The sequence below is a fragment of the uncultured Lacinutrix sp. genome (assembly GCF_947500325.1).
Taxonomy (GTDB): domain Bacteria; phylum Bacteroidota; class Bacteroidia; order Flavobacteriales; family Flavobacteriaceae; genus Lacinutrix.
In genome coordinates this window covers 71,415-91,552 of record NZ_CANMRQ010000012.1, presented here as the reverse complement: position 1 = coordinate 91,552, position 20,138 = coordinate 71,415, and the positions used below count along the sequence as shown (strand labels likewise).

Below are 20,138 nucleotides of genomic sequence, written 5' to 3'. Positions count from 1 at the left end.
ATTAAAGTGATTTATAGCTTTTGCCAATACAATATGAAAGCTATATTATTTGAAAGTCTTAACAAATAGGTCCTGCACGAACCTCTGGAATTTTATATGAAGTATTATCTATTGCTAATGCAATATCTCTGTTAATTATATAAGCAACTTTTATAGTACTATCTTTCTCGTTAGAGTCTATTATAGTTGCAAATAAGAATACATTTGGATTATAAAACCTTACATATTCTTGTTTTAGTTCAAAGACATATTTTCCTCCAAAACCTAATCCTAAATCTCCTCCTTTTTGGATTTCATAGATATCAAGGTTATAGTGATTTGGATTTTTATTTGAAGGCTGTTCTGAATCTTTAGTATTCTTATCTAACCCTGTATAATCAAGTCCAAGTCCTATCGTATTGTCTTTAAAGAACGCTTCTTTTATACTTGCAACATCTTTAGTACTATAATAAGCAATTACTAACCGACCTTTTTGCTCTTCCTTTACATTAACATTCTGAATTCCAATATCCTGAAGCTGATTTCTCACAGAATCAATAGCCTCTTGAGTCTCGTTAGAAGACACATGACTATTAGAGAATTGTAGTACAATTTCTTGATTAGGTACAATAGCTTGTTCCTGAGAAATACCAATAATGGTCAGGATAACAACTAAAGCACTTATGTACCATTTTTTTAACATGCGCCAAATATAAGTAAAATAAAGGCTTTTACTACTAGATTTTTTATATAAATGTCTGTCTTAAATTATTGAATACTATAACTTTTAATCAAAAAAAGAGTAGCAATTATGCTACTCCTTTTTTTACGTCCCTAACTTAAGTGTTATGTACTAAATTTATTGTTTAATTTCCTCGTATCCTTTAGGTGGTGTCATATCAAATTTGTCATCAGATACTAATTCTTTTTTTATATCTGTAGTCTCTGTAACAATCGTCATTTTTACTGGTCCTTGATTCATTGTCATTTCAACATATAATGGAAAACCTTCTATTTTGTTTCCATAAGTAGCTGTTTGTTGCGAATAGGCTATAATTTCTTTTGTCGAAAAAATCTCCATCTCCATCTCTTGTCCTTGTATATTTGCTGAGACGAAATACTGATCACAATCGTATCCCAATATTTTTTTAGATTCTTCACCTTTTTTTATAACGATTCCTTTCTCGTCCTCTTCAGACATCTCGATATTACTTTTAGCAAACATTTTTCCATACATTGGATTGTTCATTAACATTAACATCTCTTTCTTTTCATTATCAAGAATTGTAATAATTTCACCTGTCATTGGATTATTATTTTCATTTCTTGATTTTTGCCCTTTAAAATATGTGGTTGATTCCATATCTCCAACCATAGCTAATTGCGTGTTCATTTGCTCATCATCACTTGACATACTCACCTTAACCATTAAAATTCCTTCTTCTAATTTTTCTTGTGCATAAACCACTACACTTAATGATAATGCCAGTAATATTAATATCTTTTTCATTTTATTATTTTATTTTATTGAACACAATATAAGTCTTTCTAGTTAAAAGAATGTTACATCATGATACTAAAAAACCTCACTCGTATATAACAAGTGAGGTTTAAATATTTATTGATTTTAGATTACAACTCTAATAATCCGTTTGTTTTCTTAACGCCTTCAGCAGACTCAGCTAATTTAGCTTTTTCAGCATCACTTAAACTAATTTCTACTATTTTCTCAATACCGTTCGCGCCTAACACACAAGGTACTCCAATTGATAAATCGCTTAATCCAAACTCACCATCTAATAATGCTGAACATGGAAAGATTTTTTTAGTATCACAAGCAATAGCTTGAACCATTGCAGATACAGCTGCTCCTGGAGCATACCATGCAGAAGTTCCTAACAATCCTGTTAATGTTGCTCCACCTACTTTAGTATCTTGTACTACTTGATCCATACGCTCTTCAGATAAAAACTCTGAAACAGACACACTATTTCTAACAGCTTTACCAATTAATGGCACCATACCTTTATCACTATGACCACCAATTACCATACCGTCAACATCGCTAATAGGAGCTCCTAATGCTTCTGCTAATCTATACTTAAAACGTGCAGAATCTAAAGCTCCACCCATACCAATTATTCTGTTTTTTGGTAAACCTGTAGTTTTATGCACTAGATATGTCATAGTATCCATTGGATTAGATACAACAATAATTATTGTATTTGGAGAATGCTCGATCAAGCTAGCAGATACCATTTTTACAATTCCTGCATTAATACCTATTAACTCCTCACGAGTCATACCTGGTTTTCTTGGAATTCCAGAAGTAATAACACAAACATCACTACCTGCTGTTTTAGAATAATCGTTAGTACTTCCTGTAATTTTTGTATCGAAACTATTTAATGAAGCTGTTTGCATTAAATCCATTGCTTTACCTTCAGCAAAACCTTCTTTAATATCTAAGATTACTACTTCACTGGCAAAATCTTTAATTGCAATATATTCAGCGCAACTTGCACCAACTGCTCCTGCTCCAACTACTGTTACTTTCATTTTTATTTTTATTTTATGATTAAAATTGTGTTGTTTTTTTGCTTTTGCAAAAGTACGAATTTTTTATTGTTTTAATGTCTAAAACAGCAAGGCTTTTAGTATGAAATACAATACTTTATATATTATAATTTATTCCCATAATTAAGTTATTAAATGTTCCAAACGTTATTATTGAATTGAATGAGAATTTTTTCAAATTATAATTAACCCCTAAATCTCCTTTGAAGTTGGTTTCTTCACCTTCTAAGGTTGTTAAAGCGGTATTTAAAACTGAAAGTAACAACTCGCCTTCTCCTCCTATTTCATAAGAAAACCAGCTTTTAGTTATACCAATTGCCGCTGTAAAATCAAACTTCTTAACTGTTTTAGACGCTAAAAGGCTTAATAGAACAGATTCTCCTTCAACATTAATGGCATTAATAGTTCCTAAAACTAAATCTGCTGGAGAAAATTCGTCACTTACATTATAGTTTGAATAAGACGCTAAAGCTGCTATATTAAATTTAGAAGTATCTATAGTAGGTATCCATTGCGAAATATTATGTTGAAGCCCAACACCTAACACCTGATAATACGTTTTATTTATCTTAATTTTTGGAGAGTATCTTGCTATTAAAGTTGTGCCTTTCCATAGTCCTAACCCAGCTTGCAATTGATAATGATTAAAAAACGATTCATTTAAACCTTCTGGTGCATCAATTTCTAATGCATTACCATTTATAGAACCTTCAAAAACCACATCACTTTCTCCTCCTAATGCTGATGGTATTGTAGTAGCTGTTTCATCTCCTTTAATGCTTAAATTGACCAAATTAGATTCTGAGATTTCAATATTTCTTTTTTTCTTGGGTAGAAAAAGTACATTTGCTTGTAATGACACTTCTATATCCCATAGAGATTTTGATTTCGCATTTTTAAACCAACCACTAGACGATTGATATATGGTAGCTTGAGCCGCTGGCTCAACATACTTTCCTGTTAAAAATATTAAATCACCTGCAACATCTCCCAAATCTTGATTTTGAGAAAAGCATATTACAGGCGAAATAAAAATTATAAAAAATAATTTACGCATCAATATTTGCGTAAATAGCATTTTTCTCTATGAATTCTCTACGTGGAGGCACCTCATCTCCCATTAACATTGAGAATACACGATCTGCTTCAACACCATTATCTATATGAATTTGACGTAATGTTCTAAACTCTGGATTCATTGTTGTATCCCAAAGTTGTACTGCATTCATCTCTCCAAGACCTTTATAACGTTGAATTTTCGCTCCATCTCCATAGCGCTCCATTAATGCTAAACGTTCTTCATCATTCCAAGCATATTCTTTTTTAGTTCCTTTTTTCACTAAATATAAAGGCGGCGTTGCAATGTAGATATGACCATTTTCTATTAACTCTTTCATATATCTAAAGAAGAATGTTAAAATCAAAGTTTCAATATGCGAACCATCAATATCGGCATCACACATAATCACAATTTTATGGTATCTTAATTTTGAAAGGTTTAATGCTTTACTATCTTCCTCAGTACCAATTGTGACACCTAAAGCAGTAAAAATATTTTTAATCTCTTCATTTTCAAATACTTTATGGCTCATTGCTTTCTCCACATTCAAAATCTTACCACGCAATGGTAAAATAGCTTGAAACGCTCTATCACGACCCATTTTTGCCGTTCCTCCTGCCGAATCTCCCTCAACTAGATAAATTTCACATATTTCAGGATCTTGCTCAGAACAGTCAGATAGTTTACCAGGTAAACCACCAATACTCATAACTGTTTTACGCTGAACCATTTCACGCGCTTTTTGGGCTGCGTGACGTGCTTGTGCTGCTAAAATTACTTTTTGAACAATAGTCTTAGCATCGTCTGGATGTTCTTCTAAATAATCCGTTAGCATTTCAGAAACCGCCTGACTTACAGAAGCAGATACTTCACGGTTACCTAGTTTCGTTTTTGTTTGTCCTTCAAATTGAGGTTCCTGAACTTTTACAGAAATAATAGCCGTTAAACCTTCTCTAAAATCATCTCCAGCAATATCAAATTTAAGCTTATCTAACATTCCTGAGTTATCGGCAAACTTTTTAAGCGTATGTGTTAATCCACGACGAAAACCAGATAAATGCGTTCCGCCTTCATGTGTATTAATATTATTTACATACGAATGTAAGTTTTCAGCGTACGATGTATTATAAATCATGGCAACCTCAACTGGCACACCATTTTTTTCACCTTCAAAAGCAATAACATCTTTCATTAAAGGCTCTCTTGTTGCATCTAAGAATTTGATAAACTCTTTTAATCCTTCTTCAGAATGAAACGTTTCACCTTCAAAAGAACCATCTTCTTTTATATGCCTTCTGTCAACTAAATGAACCGTAATTCCTTTATTTAAATACGCTAACTCTCGCATTCTACTTGCTAAAGTATCGTAGTTATACTCTAAAGTTTGCGTAAATATTGTTGAATCTGGTTTAAAAGTTACTGTAGTTCCTCTTTTATCAGAATCACCTATTGCTTTTACTGGATAAAGAGCTTTCCCTCTTTCATATTCTTGCTCCCAAATTTTTCCATCTCTATAAACAGTAGCTCTTAGGTGTTCAGATAGCGCATTCACACAACTTACCCCAACACCGTGTAATCCACCAGACACTTTATAAGAATCTTTATCAAATTTACCACCAGCACCAATTTTGGTCATTACAACCTCAAGTGCAGAAACACCTTCTTTTTGGTGTAGTCCCACTGGAATACCACGACCGTCATCCTCTGTAGTAATCGAATTATCTTCGTTTATAGTTACAGTGATATTATCACAATGTCCCGCTAATGCCTCATCAATAGAGTTATCTACCACCTCATAGACCAAATGATGTAAACCACGTATGCCAACATCTCCAATATACATTGAAGGTCGCATACGCACGTGTTCCATTCCTTCTAATGCCTGAATACTATCAGCAGAATAATTATGCTTATTAAACTCTTCTTTCTTTTCGCTCATAAATATATTTTTAATTGCTTTTATTTAATTTTTAAATTACTAAAAAACTGAATTTTCAGCGACAAACAAATATACAAAATCATTAAGGTTATTTTATGCCGTTTAACGGATTCAAGCAATTTTTATTAACAATTGTTAATTTCTAAAAAAAGCTCTTAAATCGCTTAAAAATCATTTTAAATTCAATTTCAACAACTTTTTTATTCTTCAGCAATCGACCATTTTACAAAAACAGCTTAGAGGTGCTAATTTAAATTCTAGCTATAATTAGTTTTTAGTACATTTTATTACTTTCCCAACTTTTTAATATCTGGAAATCTGCCCCATTTCCAAATTAAAAACGTAACAAATAAGAACACTCCATTAAAAATAAAAATGAAACTTATAAATGGCAACCAAGCATCAAATGTTGCATTATTTACAGTATAAAGAATACTCTCACCATTATCGATATTTGTTACTTGTTATTAAATGTCACCTTAAAATTTTATAGGGTTTAAAAAGCATTATTATATAAATTGAAAAAAACATTAAGTTTATTATTATAAATAAATGATGCTCTATTTTCAATATTTTAGTTTTTTTTAAACAACTTAAACCATGATTATTTACTATAATTTTAATTTAACTATTATTACAAATACCATCATTGATGTAAGAAAAATATCATAAATAAATTAACTCACTGTTATTTAATTTATTACATTTACTACCCCTAATACACTAACTAATAAAATGAAAGGTTATTTTTCTACCACCTACAGGAAGGTTTTAGTATTAATTGCAATTACTAGTCTATTATTTACTGCTCTCTGTTTTTTATCCTTCTATTACACTGATAAGCAATACGGTATTGTTTTAGCTATTATATCTATTGGATTTATATTTACAATTAGCAGCTATATCATTTTCTACAAAATGCTTATAAACAAACCTCTAAAACTGATAAGAAAAATTGTAGAAGATAATGACAAAGCTTCAATCAATAAGCTCCAACAAACCTCAGAAGAGTTTTTTCATATTGGAAACTTATTTTTAAGTAGCCAAAAACAAAAAGAAGAGCTAAAAAAAGCAAAAGAAAAAGCTGAAGAAAGCGAAGTGTTAAAATCGTCATTTTTAACTAATCTTTCTCATGAAATTAGAACTCCCATGAATGCAATTCTAGGGTTTTCTGATTTATTAAATACGCAAGAATTAAGTGAATCTGAAAAAAAAGAATATTTAGAAGTTATTAGACGAAGTGGTAAAAATTTAGTTTCTATTATTGATGATTTAATTGAAATGTCTAAAATTGATACCAATCAAGTTAGACCTAATTATGATGCCTTTAATTTAGATGAAGTTTTAAATGAAATTAAACAGACAGTAGAAGTTACTATACCTAAAGACAAACCATTAAGAGTATTCTTTGACAAACCAAAATTCCCTGTAGTTTATCAACTTATAAGTGACGAAACTAAATTGAGACAAGTTATTGTTAACCTAGTCAATAATGCTGTTAAATATACAGAGAAAGGCTCTGTTAATTTTGGATATAAAATAAATGCCGATACTAATGCTCTTGAATTTTATATTAAAGATACTGGAATCGGTATTTCTGAAGGAGAATTTAAAAATATTTTTAGCAGGTTTAACAGAATTCAAAATGATCACACTATTAACCTTAGCGGTTTAGGTTTAGGCTTAGCCATATCAAAAGCCTATGTAGAAATGTTAGGTGGAGACATATGGCTAGAATCTACTGAAAATATTGGTACTACTTTTTCTTTTACAACACCTCTTAAATTAAATGGATTACCGGCAAAACCTATTACAGAAATTGAGATTAATGCTGCAGACAAAGTAAAGCCATTAAATATTCTAATTGCTGAAGATGATGACATTAACTTCATGCTTATTAAACGTGTTATGGCTATTAGAAAATACACCATTACTAGAGCTAGAAATGGTGAAGAAGCTGTTCGTATTTGCAAAGAAAACAACAATATTCAATTAGTGATAATGGATATTAAAATGCCAAAAATGGATGGATTTGAAGCTAGAAAAATTATTAAAGGATTTAGACCTTACTTACCAATAATAGCACATACAGCATATACCTCAACCGACATTAACAGCCAAGTTTATGACGCAGGTTTTATAGATTGTATTACCAAACCTCTAGACAAAACTAAATTATTTAAAGTTATAGACCGTATAGAGCATTTAACTCCAGATTTAGTGTTAAAAAACTAGAAAACAAAACCCAGCATTATAACAGCTATTTAATTTTACTTTTGCTATAACAGCATTACTATATCCTAATTTAATTCACTTTAATAAAAACACTTTTTACCTTTATATTTCTTAAGAATAAAGAAAAAATCATCATTTTCTTTTCCAGTAGATTCACTAATAACTGGTAAATATATAACCATTTTACTATTCTTAATATTTAACAAATAGCATGTCTAGTTTTATGAGTACTACTTCTAATAAATAAATCAAAAAAGAACACTCTTATTTCTTTCTTTTTAATAATTTTACACATAGCTATTAATCTTATATTATATATTCATGAAAACAAAACTACTTTTACTTTTATCACTTTATAGTGGCATCTGTTTCTCTCAAACACCTATTGCGTCATTTAAGAGTGCTCCTAACACAAATTTTACAGTCGTAACTTCTACTCCAAGTATAGATCAATCTTCAGACGGAGCAAACACCTCTTGGAGTTTTAACAATTTAACAGCAGCGGGAACGAATATAGATACTTATGCTTCACCTACAGCTGCAGAAATAACAGCTTATCCGGGCACTACAGAAGTATTATCTACCACATCTCAAGGAGGAACGCCAATAGTAAATAAAACCTTTTTTAAGGATGATATTACTGGCACTTCTATAACAGCTATTTCTCAAGGCGATATTACACTAAATTACTCTACAGCGAATGCTTTTATAGGTTTGTTTCCATTAAGTTTTGGTTACAGTGCTTTAAACACACCTGTTTCAGGTACATTTTCATATCAAGGTACTAATGGAACTTTTGTTGGTACAATCTCCATTACAGTTGATGCTTATGGCGCTTTAAGCTTAAATGACACTGGAAGCGGCGCTTATAATGGAAATGCAACACGATTAAAACTAGAACAGTCACTATTTTTTAGTGTCCCTCCTATTTTCAATAACATTGGAACATTAGACCAAACCTCATACTTTTACTACGACAATACTAGTAATGACTTAGTGTTTAGATATAATAACGCTAATCTTGTTTCTGCATTTCTTGGTATAAATCAAACTACGGAAACATTAGAACGTAACACACCAAACACGCTATCGACTATAACTAATACACTTATAGATGGATTTAAATTATTACCAAATCCCGCAACTGATTTCATTTCAATTTCAACTAATACTAATGAAACAATAAAAGTCATAAGTATTTTCAATATTACAGGACAAGCCGTTTTAAAAACAAATAAAAATCTAAACACTTTATCTGTTAAAGATTTACCAAGCGGTTTTTATCTTATAAAAATTGAAACCGAATCTGGAAAGTTCGCAACTAAAAAATTTATTAAGAAGTAGTCTTTTCATTGAACACATTTAATAAAATAGAAAACGACCAATCGAGAGATTGGTCGTTTTAGCTAATAATCTATTCATTTCTCTAATACGAATCATCGTGTACATTAGCAATGGCTCTTCCAGAAGGTTCATTCATATTCTTAAAAGCTTCATCCCATTCTAAAGCAATAGCTGTACTACAAGCAACACTCGCTTCTTGTGGCACACTATAAGCAGCTGCATCACTTGGAAAATGCTCTTCGAAAATTGAACGGTAATAAAACTCTTCTTTATTTTGTGGTGTTTGTATTGGAAATCTAAATTTAGCGTTTTCCATTTGCTCATCTGTTACCGCAGTATCCACAACCTCTTTAAGTGTATCTATCCAGCTATAACCAACACCATCACTAAATTGTTCTTTTTGTCTCCATGCCACACTTTCCGGCAACATATCTTCAAATGCTTTACGAACAACCCATTTCTCCATACGTTCTCCATTAATCATTTTATCTTGAGGGTTAATACTCATGGCCACATCCATAAATTCTTTATCTAAAAAAGGTACTCGCCCTTCAATTCCCCATGCTGCTAAACTCTTATTCGCTCGTAAACAATCGTACATATGTAATTTATCTAACTTACGTACAGTTTCTTCATGAAACTCCTTAGCATTTGGTGCTTTATGAAAATATAAATAGCCTCCAAAAATCTCATCAGCTCCTTCACCAGACAATACCATTTTAATACCCATAGATTTAATTACTCTTGCCATTAAATACATAGGTGTACTTGATCGTATAGTAGTAATATCATAAGTTTCAATATTATAAATCACATCACGAATAGCATCTAAACCTTCTTGAATGGTGAATTTTATCTCATGATGTACAGTACCTATAAAATCGGCTACTTTTTGAGCAGCAGCTAAATCCGGAGAACCTTCCAGTCCTACTGAAAAAGAATGTAACTGTGGATACCAAGCATCACTTGTCCCATCACTTTCAACTCGTTTTTGAGCATATTTTTTAGCTATTGCAGAAGTAACAGAAGAGTCTAATCCACCAGACAATAACACACCATAAGGAACATCGCTCATTAGCTGTCTTTTTACAGCAGCCTCTAATGCTTCTTTCACCTTAGCTATACTTGTCTCATTATCTTTTACAGCATCATATTCTTTCCAATCTCTATTATACCATTTTACAAACTCACCATCTTTACTAGACATATAATGACCTGGTGGAAATAACTCTATTTTAGTACAAATACCTTCAAGAGCTTTTAATTCTGAAGCAACATAAAATGTTCCATTTTGATCCCAACCAATATATAACGGTATAATACCCATATGATCACGAGCAATGAAATATTCATCATTCTCTACATCATAAATAGCAAAACCAAAAATACCATTCATCTCATCTACAAAATCTACACCTTTTTCTTTGTATAATGCTAAAATTACTTCACAATCACTTTCAGTTTGAAACTCATACTTACCTTCAAATTGTTTTCTAATTGCTCTATGATTATAAATTTCTCCATTTGCAGCTAGAATTAATTTCTTATCAGTACTAAATAAAGGTTGTTTTCCTGATGCTGGATCAACAATAGCTAAACGCTCATGAGCCAAAATTGCTTTTTCATCACTATAAATACCAGACCAATCTGGTCCACGATGACGAATAGTTTTTGACATTTCTAGAACCTGAGGTCTTAAATCTTCAGACTTTTGCTTCAAATCGAAAGCACATACAATTCCACACATAACATATCTAATTAATAATTATGATACAAATATGCGTTTAAACTTTTATTTATTAAACATAAACACCAAAATCACTTACACTTAATCAATTATTACTTGTTTTTAATTAAGATAATAAACAAATTGATCTTTTAAAATAGCTTTAACTTAAAAACTATAAATCTATCCTTAATCACACCATATTAAACTAATTAATTCAATCTAAATATTATAAAAAAACCAACACTCCGTTTCCATTAAAAATAAAGATTAACTTTACATAATTGTAAGACAATCTATTTCTAATGAAATTTCTCAAACTATTTATTGTTTTTTTCTGTGTTAATCTAACAGCACAATCTACTTGGCAAGCCATGCCAAATGCCTTTTCTAATCCAAATGGCCAACGTTTTGATGATGTTTTCTTTTTAGATGAGAATATTGGATGGGCTGCTAATGGTTTTTATGCTGCTGTATACAAAACAACCGATGGAGGTAACACTTGGTCTGAACAGGTTAATCAAACAGATTTAGGAGGCGCATATTACTTTAGAACTATTGAGTTTTTAAATGCTGATATTGGTTTTTTGGGTACTTTAAATGGCGCTATATTTAAAACAGGTGATGGTGGCGTTACATGGGAATTAATAGATAATATTACTCCTAATCCTGCGGCTATTTGTGGTTTAAGTACAGTAGGAAGCTCAACAGTATATGGTTGTGGTGCTTATTTTACACCAGCAGTAATTATAAAATCTATAAATAGTGGTAATACCTGGGATTCTATTGATATGTCTGCACAAGCTGATGCTTTAGTAGACATACAATTTATAACAGAATCTATTGGTTATGCCGCTGGTCGCAGTACATTAGGTGGCACTATTTTAAAAACTATTGATGGTGGCACAACATGGACAGAATTATATAACACTAATATCTCAGGCGAATATGTATGGAAAATACAAGTTTTTAAAAACGATCCTAATATTATTTTTGCTTCGGTAGAATCTGTTGCTCCCAATATAGGTAAGCTATTAAAATCTAATGATGCTGGAAATACATGGACTAGTCTTGATGCACCAGAAACTCGAGTGCAAGCTGTTGGGTTTATATCTGAAACTCATGGCTGGATGGGAGGACATACTACTGGTTTTCATGAAACTACAGATGGCGGAGTAACATGGACTAATTTAAATATTGGCAATAACCTTAATAGAATATTTATTATTTCTCCAACAATAGCTTATACTTCTGGAACTACTATATATAAATATACTCAAGAAACATTAGGCACTGAGGCTTTTACAACAAATGAAAAATCCCCGTTAGAAATAACTCTTTTGAACAATCCAATTGATGATGAGTTAAAATTTACAATTAATTTTAAGGAAGATGATAATTTACTTATAGAATTGTACGATAGTACTGGGAAATATATTAAACAACTTACTCGAGAGATAATTAAAACACAAGGTACTTTAAAGTATTATAACATAACTGTAAAAGCTTTACCTTCTGGGCTCTATTATTTAGATTTTCATAACAATAGCGGCAGACAACCAATTAAATTTATAAAGAAATAAATTATTTAAGGTATATTTAAATACTTGTGCGTTTGTAGTGACACTTTCCATTTTGGATTAGCCATGACATAATCTACAATCATTGGAATCATAGTATCTCTTTTACTCCACTCAGGTTGTAAGTATAATATGCAATCTTCATTTACTTTTTCTGCTTGCTCTTCAGCAAAACGAAAATCATCTTTATTATATACAATACACTTTAACTCGTTTGCTTTGTCATAAACTCCTTGAGTTGGAAGCTTCATCTTTTTTGGAGATAGGCAAATCCAATCCCAATCACCAGACAACTCATAAGCACCAGAAGTTTCAATATGAATACTCATATGCTCTGCTTTTAATTGCCTTGTTAGCTCAGTCATATCCCATGTTAATGGTTCGCCACCAGTAACAACAACAGTATCACTATACTTTTTAGCATTAGCTACAATTTTTTCTGTTTCTGTTGGCGGATGTAATTGAGCGATCCAACTTTCTTTAACATCACACCAATGACAACCAACATCACATCCACCTATTCTTATAAAATAAGCAGCTGTACCTTTATAAAAACCTTCACCTTGAATAGTATAAAACTCTTCCATTAAAGGCAACATTTTTCCTTGATTTACTAAATCTTGAACTTCTTGCGTCATAGCTTGCAAAGATAGTTATAAAGTTGGAAGCGAAAAGTTTTATAGATTTATTTGACAGCCACTACCTCTATTTCAATTTTAGCATTCACAGCTAATCCTGAAGCTGCAAAAGTAGTTCGAGCTGGTTTCTTTGTAAAATAGGTTTTATAAACCTCATTAAAAGACGAAAAGTCATTAATGTCACTTAGTATCACTGTACACTTCACCACATTATCTAAAGATAAATTATGATTATTTAACACAGATTTGATATTTTCTATGGTTTGTTTTGTTTCTGCCTTTATCCCTCCATGGACTAGAGTTCTAGTCTTATGGTCCATTCCTACTTGACCAGATAAAAACAAAAAACCATTAGCTTCAACAGCATCACTAAATGGTGCATTTTGTTTTTTAACTTCATGAGATTTATGGAAGATGGTTTTAGTCGATTTTTCTTGGCAAGAACTTATCATAAAAAAAATCAATAGTAATAGTAAATATCTTGCTTTTATCATACTTGTAGAATTTTATAGTTGATTAAAATTACACTATTTTTATCAAAAATTTTAATATAGCATGAGTAGACAAGACGAATTCTTTAAGCATATTACAGACGGGAACACTACTAAAGGTGATTTTATAACTTTAGGATCTGCAATGTTAGATGGTGAAACTGTTAAAGATGCTTTTGTAAAAGTCCCTTTAAAAACTATGAATCGTCATGGTTTAATAGCTGGAGCAACAGGAACAGGAAAAACAAAAACATTACAAGTCTTAGCCGAAAATCTAAGCGACCAAGGTATTCCTGTCTTACTAATGGATATTAAAGGTGATTTAAGTGGATTGGCAAAAGCAAGTCCTGGACACCCAAAAATAGATGAACGTCATGCTAAGATTGGATTAGATTTTGAAGCCAAAGGATTCCCTGTTGAAATCATGTCTTTATCCGAACAAGATGGTGTACGTTTACGTGCTACTATTAGCGAATTTGGTCCCGTTTTGCTATCTCGTATTTTAGATTTAACAGAAACTCAATCTGGAGTAGTAGCAGTTGTTTTTAAATATTGTGATGATAATAAATTACCGCTTTTAGATTTAAAAGATTTCAAAAAAATATTACAATACGCAACTAAAGAAGGTAAAGTAGAGTTTGAAGCTGAATATGGAAGAATATCTAGTGCTTCTACTGGAGCTATTTTACGTAAAGTTGTAGAAATAGAGCAACAAGGAGGCGATTTATTTTTTGGAGAAAAGAGTTTTGAGATTGAAGATTTAATGAGAACAACTAGAGATAGTAGAGGCTATATTAATATTATTCGCTTAACAGATATTCAAGATAAACCTAAACTATTTTCAACATTTATGCTAAGCTTATTAGCAGAGATATATGAAACCATGCCAGAACAAGGTGATTCTGGAAGACCAGAGCTTATTATGTTTATAGATGAAGCACATCTTATTTTTAACGAAGCTTCTAAAGCCTTACTTAATCAAATTGAAAGTATTGTAAAATTGATTCGTAGTAAAGGTGTTGGTTTATATTTTGTAACTCAAAATCCAACTGATGTCCCTGAAGGTGTTTTAAGTCAATTAGGTTTAAAAATTCAACACGCTTTAAGAGCTTTTACCGCTAAAGACAGGAAAGCCATTAAGTTAGCTGCTCAAAATTATCCAGATACAGAGTATTATGATACTGCTGAAATTTTAACATCTTTAGGTACTGGAGAAGCATTAGTATCTGCATTAGATGAAAAAGGGCGTCCCACTCCATTAGCTGCTACAATGATGAGAGCTCCAATGAGTCGTATGGATATTTTAACTCCTAATGAATTAGAAACATTATTAGACGATTCTAAATTAGTCTTGAAGTATAATGAAGAAATCGATAGGGAAAGCGCTTACGAAATGCTTAACAAAAAAATAAGCAAAGCAGAAGAAACTAAAGCTAAAGCAGATGCAAAAGAAGCTAAAGAAAAGGCTGAAGCAAAAAAAGCAAAAAGAAAGACTAGTACACGAAGACGTAGCACTGCACAAAACCCAATAATAAAAGTTTTAACAAGTGCTACTTTTATACGTAGTGTTTTTGGAATTTTAAAAAAAGTAATGAAGTAAATTAGAACTGAAGTTCTATTCTTAAACAATAAAAGTAAAACAATAAGGTTTCTCTTAGATTAGAAACAAAACAAAAAAATTAATGAAAAACACAGTATTCGCACTAGTATTGATTTCAATTATTATGACTTCTTGTAATAAAGAAGCAAACCCATTTTTAATAACAAAACAAAATATAGGTTTACTAACAGATTCTACTCAGGTTAAAGATTTAAAGATTATTTACGCTAAAGATTCTATAGTAAAAAACATTGCAGGCGATGAATTTCTTGGTAGCGTAAATGATATCGAAATTTATGAAAAAGGCGGAAAACACTTATTATCTTTATCTCCAAAACAAGCCTTAGATTCTACTGCAACTATTGGAACCGTAAAAATAATAGACAGCCGTTTTAAAACTGAAAAAGGGATAAACACATTAAGCACATTTGGAGATATTAAGGCAAATTGTAAAATATCTAGTATAGAAAACACATTAAGAAACGTTGTTATTTTTGTAAATGACAACAATACATATTTTACAATTGACAAGAAAGAATTACCAGGTGAATTACGCTTTGACATGTCTAAAAAAATTGAAGCTCTAAATATACCAGACGCTGCAAAAATCAAGTTTTTTATGATTGGATGGTAAGAAACTATTCAGTTTACAATACTTTGTAAAAAGCCCATAATGGAAGAAGACAAAAAATATCAAATCCAAAATAGTCCTTTTGTAGTACCAACTACAGACGGAAAGCTTATTGAAGAACATTTTGGGCAAGCAACAGATGGTAATAGTAATATAAGTATTGCTCATATGATAGCTCCTGCTGGTTGGAGCGAACCATTCCAAACGCCAGAGTTTGATGAATACACTTATATTATAAAAGGCAAAAAGCAATTTATTATTGAAGGAGAAGAAATCATCTTAGAAGCAGGTCAATCTATAAAAATTGAGCGTAACACAAGAGTTCAGTATTCAAACCCTTTTACCATTGCTTGCGAATACATAGCTATTTGTACTCCAGCATTTTCTATGGATAAAGTAAATAGAGAAGCGTAAAATGAGTAATCCAATTATTAAAATAATAGGTAATTCTTTAAATGCCGTTAGTTACGTATCCTCACGATATGCCTCTTCTAAAGCTTTAGATTTATTTGCTACTCCAAGACAAGGGCGTATTTTAGATACACAAAAATTGTTTTTAAATTCTTCTGAAAAGCTTGAGTTAAAACATGAAAATATTACTATTGCCACTTACAACTGGAAAGGCAATGGTAAAACTATTTTATTAGCCCATGGATGGGAAAGTAATACACATCGCTGGGAAGCATTAATACTTGAACTTAAAAAACTAGATTATAATATAGTGTCTCTAGATGCTCCAGCTCATGGCGGCTCTAGCGGGAAACAATTTAATGCTGTATTATATTCTGAATGTATAAACGTTGTAGCTAAACATTACAAACCGCAAATACTTATAGGACACTCTGTAGGTGGTATGTCTTCTGGTTTTTATCAATATAATTACCAAAATAACGCATTAGAAAAACTAGTTCTTTTAGGAGCACCATCTGAGTTTACTGGTGTTTTTAGACGTTATGTAGACATGATGGGATATAATGAACGTATTGAAAATGGTTTAAACAACTTAGTTGTAGAACGCTTCAATAAAAAACCGTCTTATTTCTCTTTATCTAACTTTGCTAAGACTATAGATACAGAAACCTTAATTATACATGATGTTGAGGATAAAATCATTCCTCATAATGATGCTAAAATGATTGTTAAAAATCATAAAAACGCTCAATTTATTTCTACTACAGGTTACGGACATGGCTTAAGAAACGAAGTTGTAAACAATCATATCACTGATTTTATTAAAAGTTAAGTACTTTTGACCTATGGAAGAAAAACTCACCAGGCTTAATAAATATCTAAGCGAAGTTGGTTATTGCTCACGTCGTGAAGCAGATCGTCTAATAGATGCCGGACGCGTTACTATTAATGGTGTTGTACCAGAAATGGGAACCAAAGTCACTCAAAAAGATCTAGTTGAAGTAGATGGTAAACCAATAACCCAGCGTAAGTCTGATTTTGTATATCTAGCTTTTAATAAACCTGTTGGTATTGTTTGTACTACAGATACTCGTGTTGAAAAAGATAATATCATAGATTTTATAAAATACCCTAAACGCATATTTCCTATAGGACGATTAGATAAACCAAGTGAAGGTCTTATTTTTTTAACAGATGATGGCGACATTGTAAACAAAATACTACGTGCCAGTAACAATCACGAGAAAGAATATATTGTAACCGTAGACAAACCAATCTCTCAAACTTTTATAAAAAGAATGGCTGGCGGTATTTATCTAGAAGATTTAGATAAAACAACAAAAAAATGTACCGTAAGAAAAATAGATTCTCAATCGTTTAGTATTATTTTAACTCAAGGTTTAAATAGACAAATTCGACGTATGTGCGAATACTTAACCTATGAAGTTACTTCACTTAAGCGTACTAGAATAATGAATATTAAATTAGACATACCTATTGGAGAATACCGTGAGTTTACAGAAAAGGAATTAAACACTTTACACTTGCTTTTAGAAGATTCTAATAAAAATTACAAACAAACTACAGAAACAGTAAAAACTAAAACGATAAGTAGAAGAAAAGACTAATGATTGCTTTTTTCAATAAGACATCTCGTTCTAATAAAATTGTCATAATCATACTATCTATATTGATTATGGCGATTACTTTCGAAACAGCTCAACAGTTATTTTATATTAAACGTTTTAATTTGGGTAATGAAGCTACTTTTTTCTCCTTACTAAAAACACAAACTTATCGATGGATTATATGGGTTATTTTATCTTATTTTTTAGTTTGGTTTACAAAAAACAATATAGCAACTAAAAAATTAACACTATCAGATTTTGCAAAATATGCTATTGCTATTGCTGGCTTAGTTTTTATAAATATTCTTTTAATTTCTATAAGTCAAATTATTCTTAATGGAGATAAAATAACAATACCCAATATCGTTAATGACTATATTGTTTTTTTTACATTTCAAAAAGCGCCTATATATACTTTAGGCTATATAGCAATTACTATTATTCTTCATTTGTATTTTGCTAACGAACAATTACAAATTAAAATACAAACGCTTTCAGATTTAAAAGAACTCAATACAAATTTATATAAAAAGCTAAGCGCTTCTATAGATGATAAAGCGACAATTTTAAATATTAAAATAGGAAATAAACGCAAAATTATACCCGTTAAAGATATTAGTTGGATAGAAGCTGATGATTATTGTGTAAAAGTTCATACTACTAAATCGAACACCTATACAATGCGTAGTTCTTTAAAAGCTTTAGAACAAAAACTAGAAAGTAATTTTCTAAGAATACATAGAAAAGCTATTGTTAATATGGACTTAGTAAAAGAGATAAACTTATCTCAAAGCCCAGTGTTAATTCTTGAAAACGATGAAAAAATTCCCATTTCTAAAAGCAATCTAAAGATTGTAAAAGATTTCATTTCTTAAAAATTAGTTTTTTATTAACTAGCTTCACTGCAAAAAGAATAATACTCACTGCATTTTAGTATAATAACATTATACTTTTTCATTGATTTGATTGATTCAAAAAAAATTAACATCATGAAAAAAACAACACTTTCATTAGTCTTTATTTTACTTTCGATTTCACTATTTGCCCAATATGATTATTCTCCATCTAAAGAATTTCCATATGGAAAAGCAAACCCTGAAGCTCCAAAGCAAATTAAAGATTACGAAGCTATGATTGGTATCTGTAATTGTAAATCCACAAAAAGAAAACAAGATGGCACATGGAATGATGCTGAAGATATGGTTTGGGAATGGAAGTATATTATGAATGGCACTGCCGTTCAAGATCAAACTTTAAAAACAGATGGTTCTCATACAGGTAGCATAAGACAATTTATAAAAGATAGCAGTCGCTGGTATGTTCATTGGTACTCATCAAAAACACCATCAACCAAGCTTCCAGTTTGGGAAGGCAATAAAAAAGATGGCAAAATTATATTATATAAAAAACAAAAAGCACCAAATGGAACAGATGGTTATGTTCGTTTAAGTTTTTACGACATGTCTAAAACTGGTTATAAATGGATAGGTGAATGGGTAGATAAAACAGAAACGATAGTATTCCCTACATGGAAAATAGAATGTACACGGTCTAAAAAAATATAATGACGCTTCTAGGAAGCCTTATTATAATAATTGCTATTAAATATATTAACCCGTTTTGCGTTTATAAATAAAAAACAAAAATGATACGCCTGTTCGAGTGATTTTAAGGTGCAAAAAATTGTATCGAGAACTAACTTAAAGTAAAATTACTTAGTCTCGATACAAATTTAATTCATTTTCAATCGTGAAATTCACTCGAATTGACGAATTTTATCTAAATGCAAAACGGGTTACATTATACTATAAAGCATTATAAAAAGTAATAATTAAACACTATTTTCACAATACATTTAATTATTATAGTATGTCACAACTTAGTCCTTTTCACATTGCAATACCAGTTCACAACCTAGAAGAATGTCGTGTTTTCTACAGAGATATTCTTAATTGCGAAGAAGGTAGAAGTAGTAATCTTTGGGTAGATTTCAACTTTTTCGGTCATCAATTAGTTATTCATTATAAAGCCCAATCTCAAGAAGACACAATTACCAATGCTGTAGATGGAAAACATGTTCCTGTGCCCCATTATGGCGTTGTATTACCTTGGGAAACATTTAATACTTTTGCTAACGATATAAAACGAAAAGGGATCTCATTCATTATAGAACCTTATATAAGATTTGAAGGTCTCATAGGTGAGCAAGCAACCATGTTCTTTAAAGATCCTTCAGGAAACGCTTTAGAGTTTAAAGCTTTTAAAGATATAAATCAACTATTTGCTAAATAGCTCTTAT

19 protein-coding genes are annotated in these 20,138 nt (G+C 31.0%); 11 read left to right on the top strand and 8 right to left on the bottom strand.

The annotated features are described in order from the left end of the window. Positions 1 to 58: 58 nt before the first annotated feature. From Q0997_RS14155 to gyrB, 5 genes are all read right to left on the bottom strand, one after another. The gene (locus Q0997_RS14155; protein WP_299889965.1) at positions 59 to 682 is read right to left on the bottom strand and encodes a hypothetical protein; all 624 of its coding nucleotides are present in this window, start codon (positions 680 to 682) and stop codon (positions 59 to 61) included. 156 nt (positions 683 to 838) lie between these two features. Then, complete coding sequence (locus Q0997_RS14150) at positions 839 to 1,489, bottom strand: hypothetical protein (protein ID WP_299889963.1); 651 nt, start codon at positions 1,487 to 1,489, stop codon at positions 839 to 841. A 122-nt stretch (positions 1,490 to 1,611) separates the two neighbouring features. After that, complete coding sequence (locus Q0997_RS14145) at positions 1,612 to 2,538, bottom strand: malate dehydrogenase (protein ID WP_299889962.1); 927 nt, start codon at positions 2,536 to 2,538, stop codon at positions 1,612 to 1,614. 115 nt (positions 2,539 to 2,653) lie between these two features. Next, positions 2,654 to 3,613: a DUF6588 family protein gene (locus Q0997_RS14140; protein ID WP_299889960.1), complete on the bottom strand. Its 960-nt coding sequence runs from the start codon at positions 3,611 to 3,613 to the stop codon at positions 2,654 to 2,656. Continuing rightward, positions 3,606 to 5,555 (bottom strand): DNA topoisomerase (ATP-hydrolyzing) subunit B, encoded by a 1,950-nt coding sequence (gyrB, locus tag Q0997_RS14135; RefSeq protein ID WP_299889958.1) that lies wholly within the window; start codon positions 5,553 to 5,555, stop codon positions 3,606 to 3,608. Before gyrB ends, Q0997_RS14140 begins: the two co-directional genes overlap by 8 nt. A gap of 735 nt (positions 5,556 to 6,290) precedes the next feature. On the opposite strand from gyrB, the gene Q0997_RS14130 reads away from it, so the two are divergent. Next, positions 6,291 to 7,790 carry an ATP-binding protein gene (locus tag Q0997_RS14130; RefSeq protein WP_299889956.1) on the top strand — a complete coding sequence of 500 codons (1,500 nt, stop codon included), beginning with the start codon at positions 6,291 to 6,293 and terminating at the stop codon, positions 7,788 to 7,790. 321 nt (positions 7,791 to 8,111) lie between these two features. Then, positions 8,112 to 9,134 (top strand): T9SS type A sorting domain-containing protein, encoded by a 1,023-nt coding sequence (locus Q0997_RS14125; protein WP_299889955.1) that lies wholly within the window; start codon positions 8,112 to 8,114, stop codon positions 9,132 to 9,134. An 82-nt stretch (positions 9,135 to 9,216) separates the two neighbouring features. On the opposite strand, the gene asnB is transcribed toward Q0997_RS14125, so the two are convergent. Continuing rightward, complete coding sequence (gene asnB, locus Q0997_RS14120) at positions 9,217 to 10,881, bottom strand: asparagine synthase B (RefSeq protein ID WP_299889953.1); 1,665 nt, start codon at positions 10,879 to 10,881, stop codon at positions 9,217 to 9,219. A gap of 284 nt (positions 10,882 to 11,165) precedes the next feature. On the opposite strand from asnB, the gene Q0997_RS14115 reads away from it, so the two are divergent. After that, positions 11,166 to 12,443 carry a YCF48-related protein gene (locus tag Q0997_RS14115; protein WP_299889951.1) on the top strand — a complete coding sequence of 426 codons (1,278 nt, stop codon included), beginning with the start codon at positions 11,166 to 11,168 and terminating at the stop codon, positions 12,441 to 12,443. Between the two features lie 5 nt (positions 12,444 to 12,448). Here Q0997_RS14115 and Q0997_RS14110 read toward each other — a convergent pair whose 3' ends face one another. Beyond that, on the bottom strand, positions 12,449 to 13,078 hold the full coding sequence (locus Q0997_RS14110) for a 7-carboxy-7-deazaguanine synthase QueE (RefSeq protein WP_299889949.1): 630 nt from the start codon (positions 13,076 to 13,078) through the stop codon (positions 12,449 to 12,451). A gap of 47 nt (positions 13,079 to 13,125) precedes the next feature. Next, entirely contained in the window at positions 13,126 to 13,572 is a 447-nt protein-coding gene (locus Q0997_RS14105; protein ID WP_299889947.1) for a RidA family protein, read from the bottom strand. A 61-nt stretch (positions 13,573 to 13,633) separates the two neighbouring features. Here Q0997_RS14105 and Q0997_RS14100 point away from each other — a divergent pair, with 61 nt between their 5' ends. The 8 genes from Q0997_RS14100 to Q0997_RS14065 all read left to right on the top strand — a co-directional run bounded on the left by Q0997_RS14100 (position 13,634) and on the right by Q0997_RS14065 (position 20,131). After that, positions 13,634 to 15,169: a helicase HerA-like domain-containing protein gene (locus Q0997_RS14100; RefSeq protein ID WP_299889945.1), complete on the top strand. Its 1,536-nt coding sequence runs from the start codon at positions 13,634 to 13,636 to the stop codon at positions 15,167 to 15,169. 82 nt (positions 15,170 to 15,251) lie between these two features. Then, complete coding sequence (locus Q0997_RS14095; RefSeq protein WP_299889943.1) at positions 15,252 to 15,803, top strand: hypothetical protein; 552 nt, start codon at positions 15,252 to 15,254, stop codon at positions 15,801 to 15,803. A gap of 39 nt (positions 15,804 to 15,842) precedes the next feature. Then, positions 15,843 to 16,214 carry a cupin domain-containing protein gene (locus Q0997_RS14090; protein ID WP_299889941.1) on the top strand — a complete coding sequence of 124 codons (372 nt, stop codon included), beginning with the start codon at positions 15,843 to 15,845 and terminating at the stop codon, positions 16,212 to 16,214. Between the two features lies 1 nt (position 16,215). After that, a complete protein-coding gene (locus Q0997_RS14085; RefSeq protein WP_299889939.1) occupies positions 16,216 to 17,043 on the top strand; it encodes an alpha/beta hydrolase in 828 nt (275 codons plus the stop codon). 13 nt (positions 17,044 to 17,056) lie between these two features. Beyond that, on the top strand, positions 17,057 to 17,839 hold the full coding sequence (gene rluF, locus Q0997_RS14080) for a 23S rRNA pseudouridine(2604) synthase RluF (RefSeq protein WP_299889938.1): 783 nt from the start codon (positions 17,057 to 17,059) through the stop codon (positions 17,837 to 17,839). Positions 17,840 to 17,907: 68 nt separating this feature from the next. Then, positions 17,908 to 18,714: a LytTR family DNA-binding domain-containing protein gene (locus Q0997_RS14075; RefSeq protein WP_299889936.1), complete on the top strand. Its 807-nt coding sequence runs from the start codon at positions 17,908 to 17,910 to the stop codon at positions 18,712 to 18,714. Between the two features lie 114 nt (positions 18,715 to 18,828). Then, positions 18,829 to 19,404, top strand: a complete 576-nt coding sequence (locus Q0997_RS14070; protein ID WP_299889935.1) for a hypothetical protein — start codon at positions 18,829 to 18,831, stop codon at positions 19,402 to 19,404. A 304-nt stretch (positions 19,405 to 19,708) separates the two neighbouring features. Next, on the top strand, positions 19,709 to 20,131 hold the full coding sequence (locus tag Q0997_RS14065) for a VOC family protein (protein ID WP_299889933.1): 423 nt from the start codon (positions 19,709 to 19,711) through the stop codon (positions 20,129 to 20,131). Positions 20,132 to 20,138 lie beyond the last annotated feature (7 nt).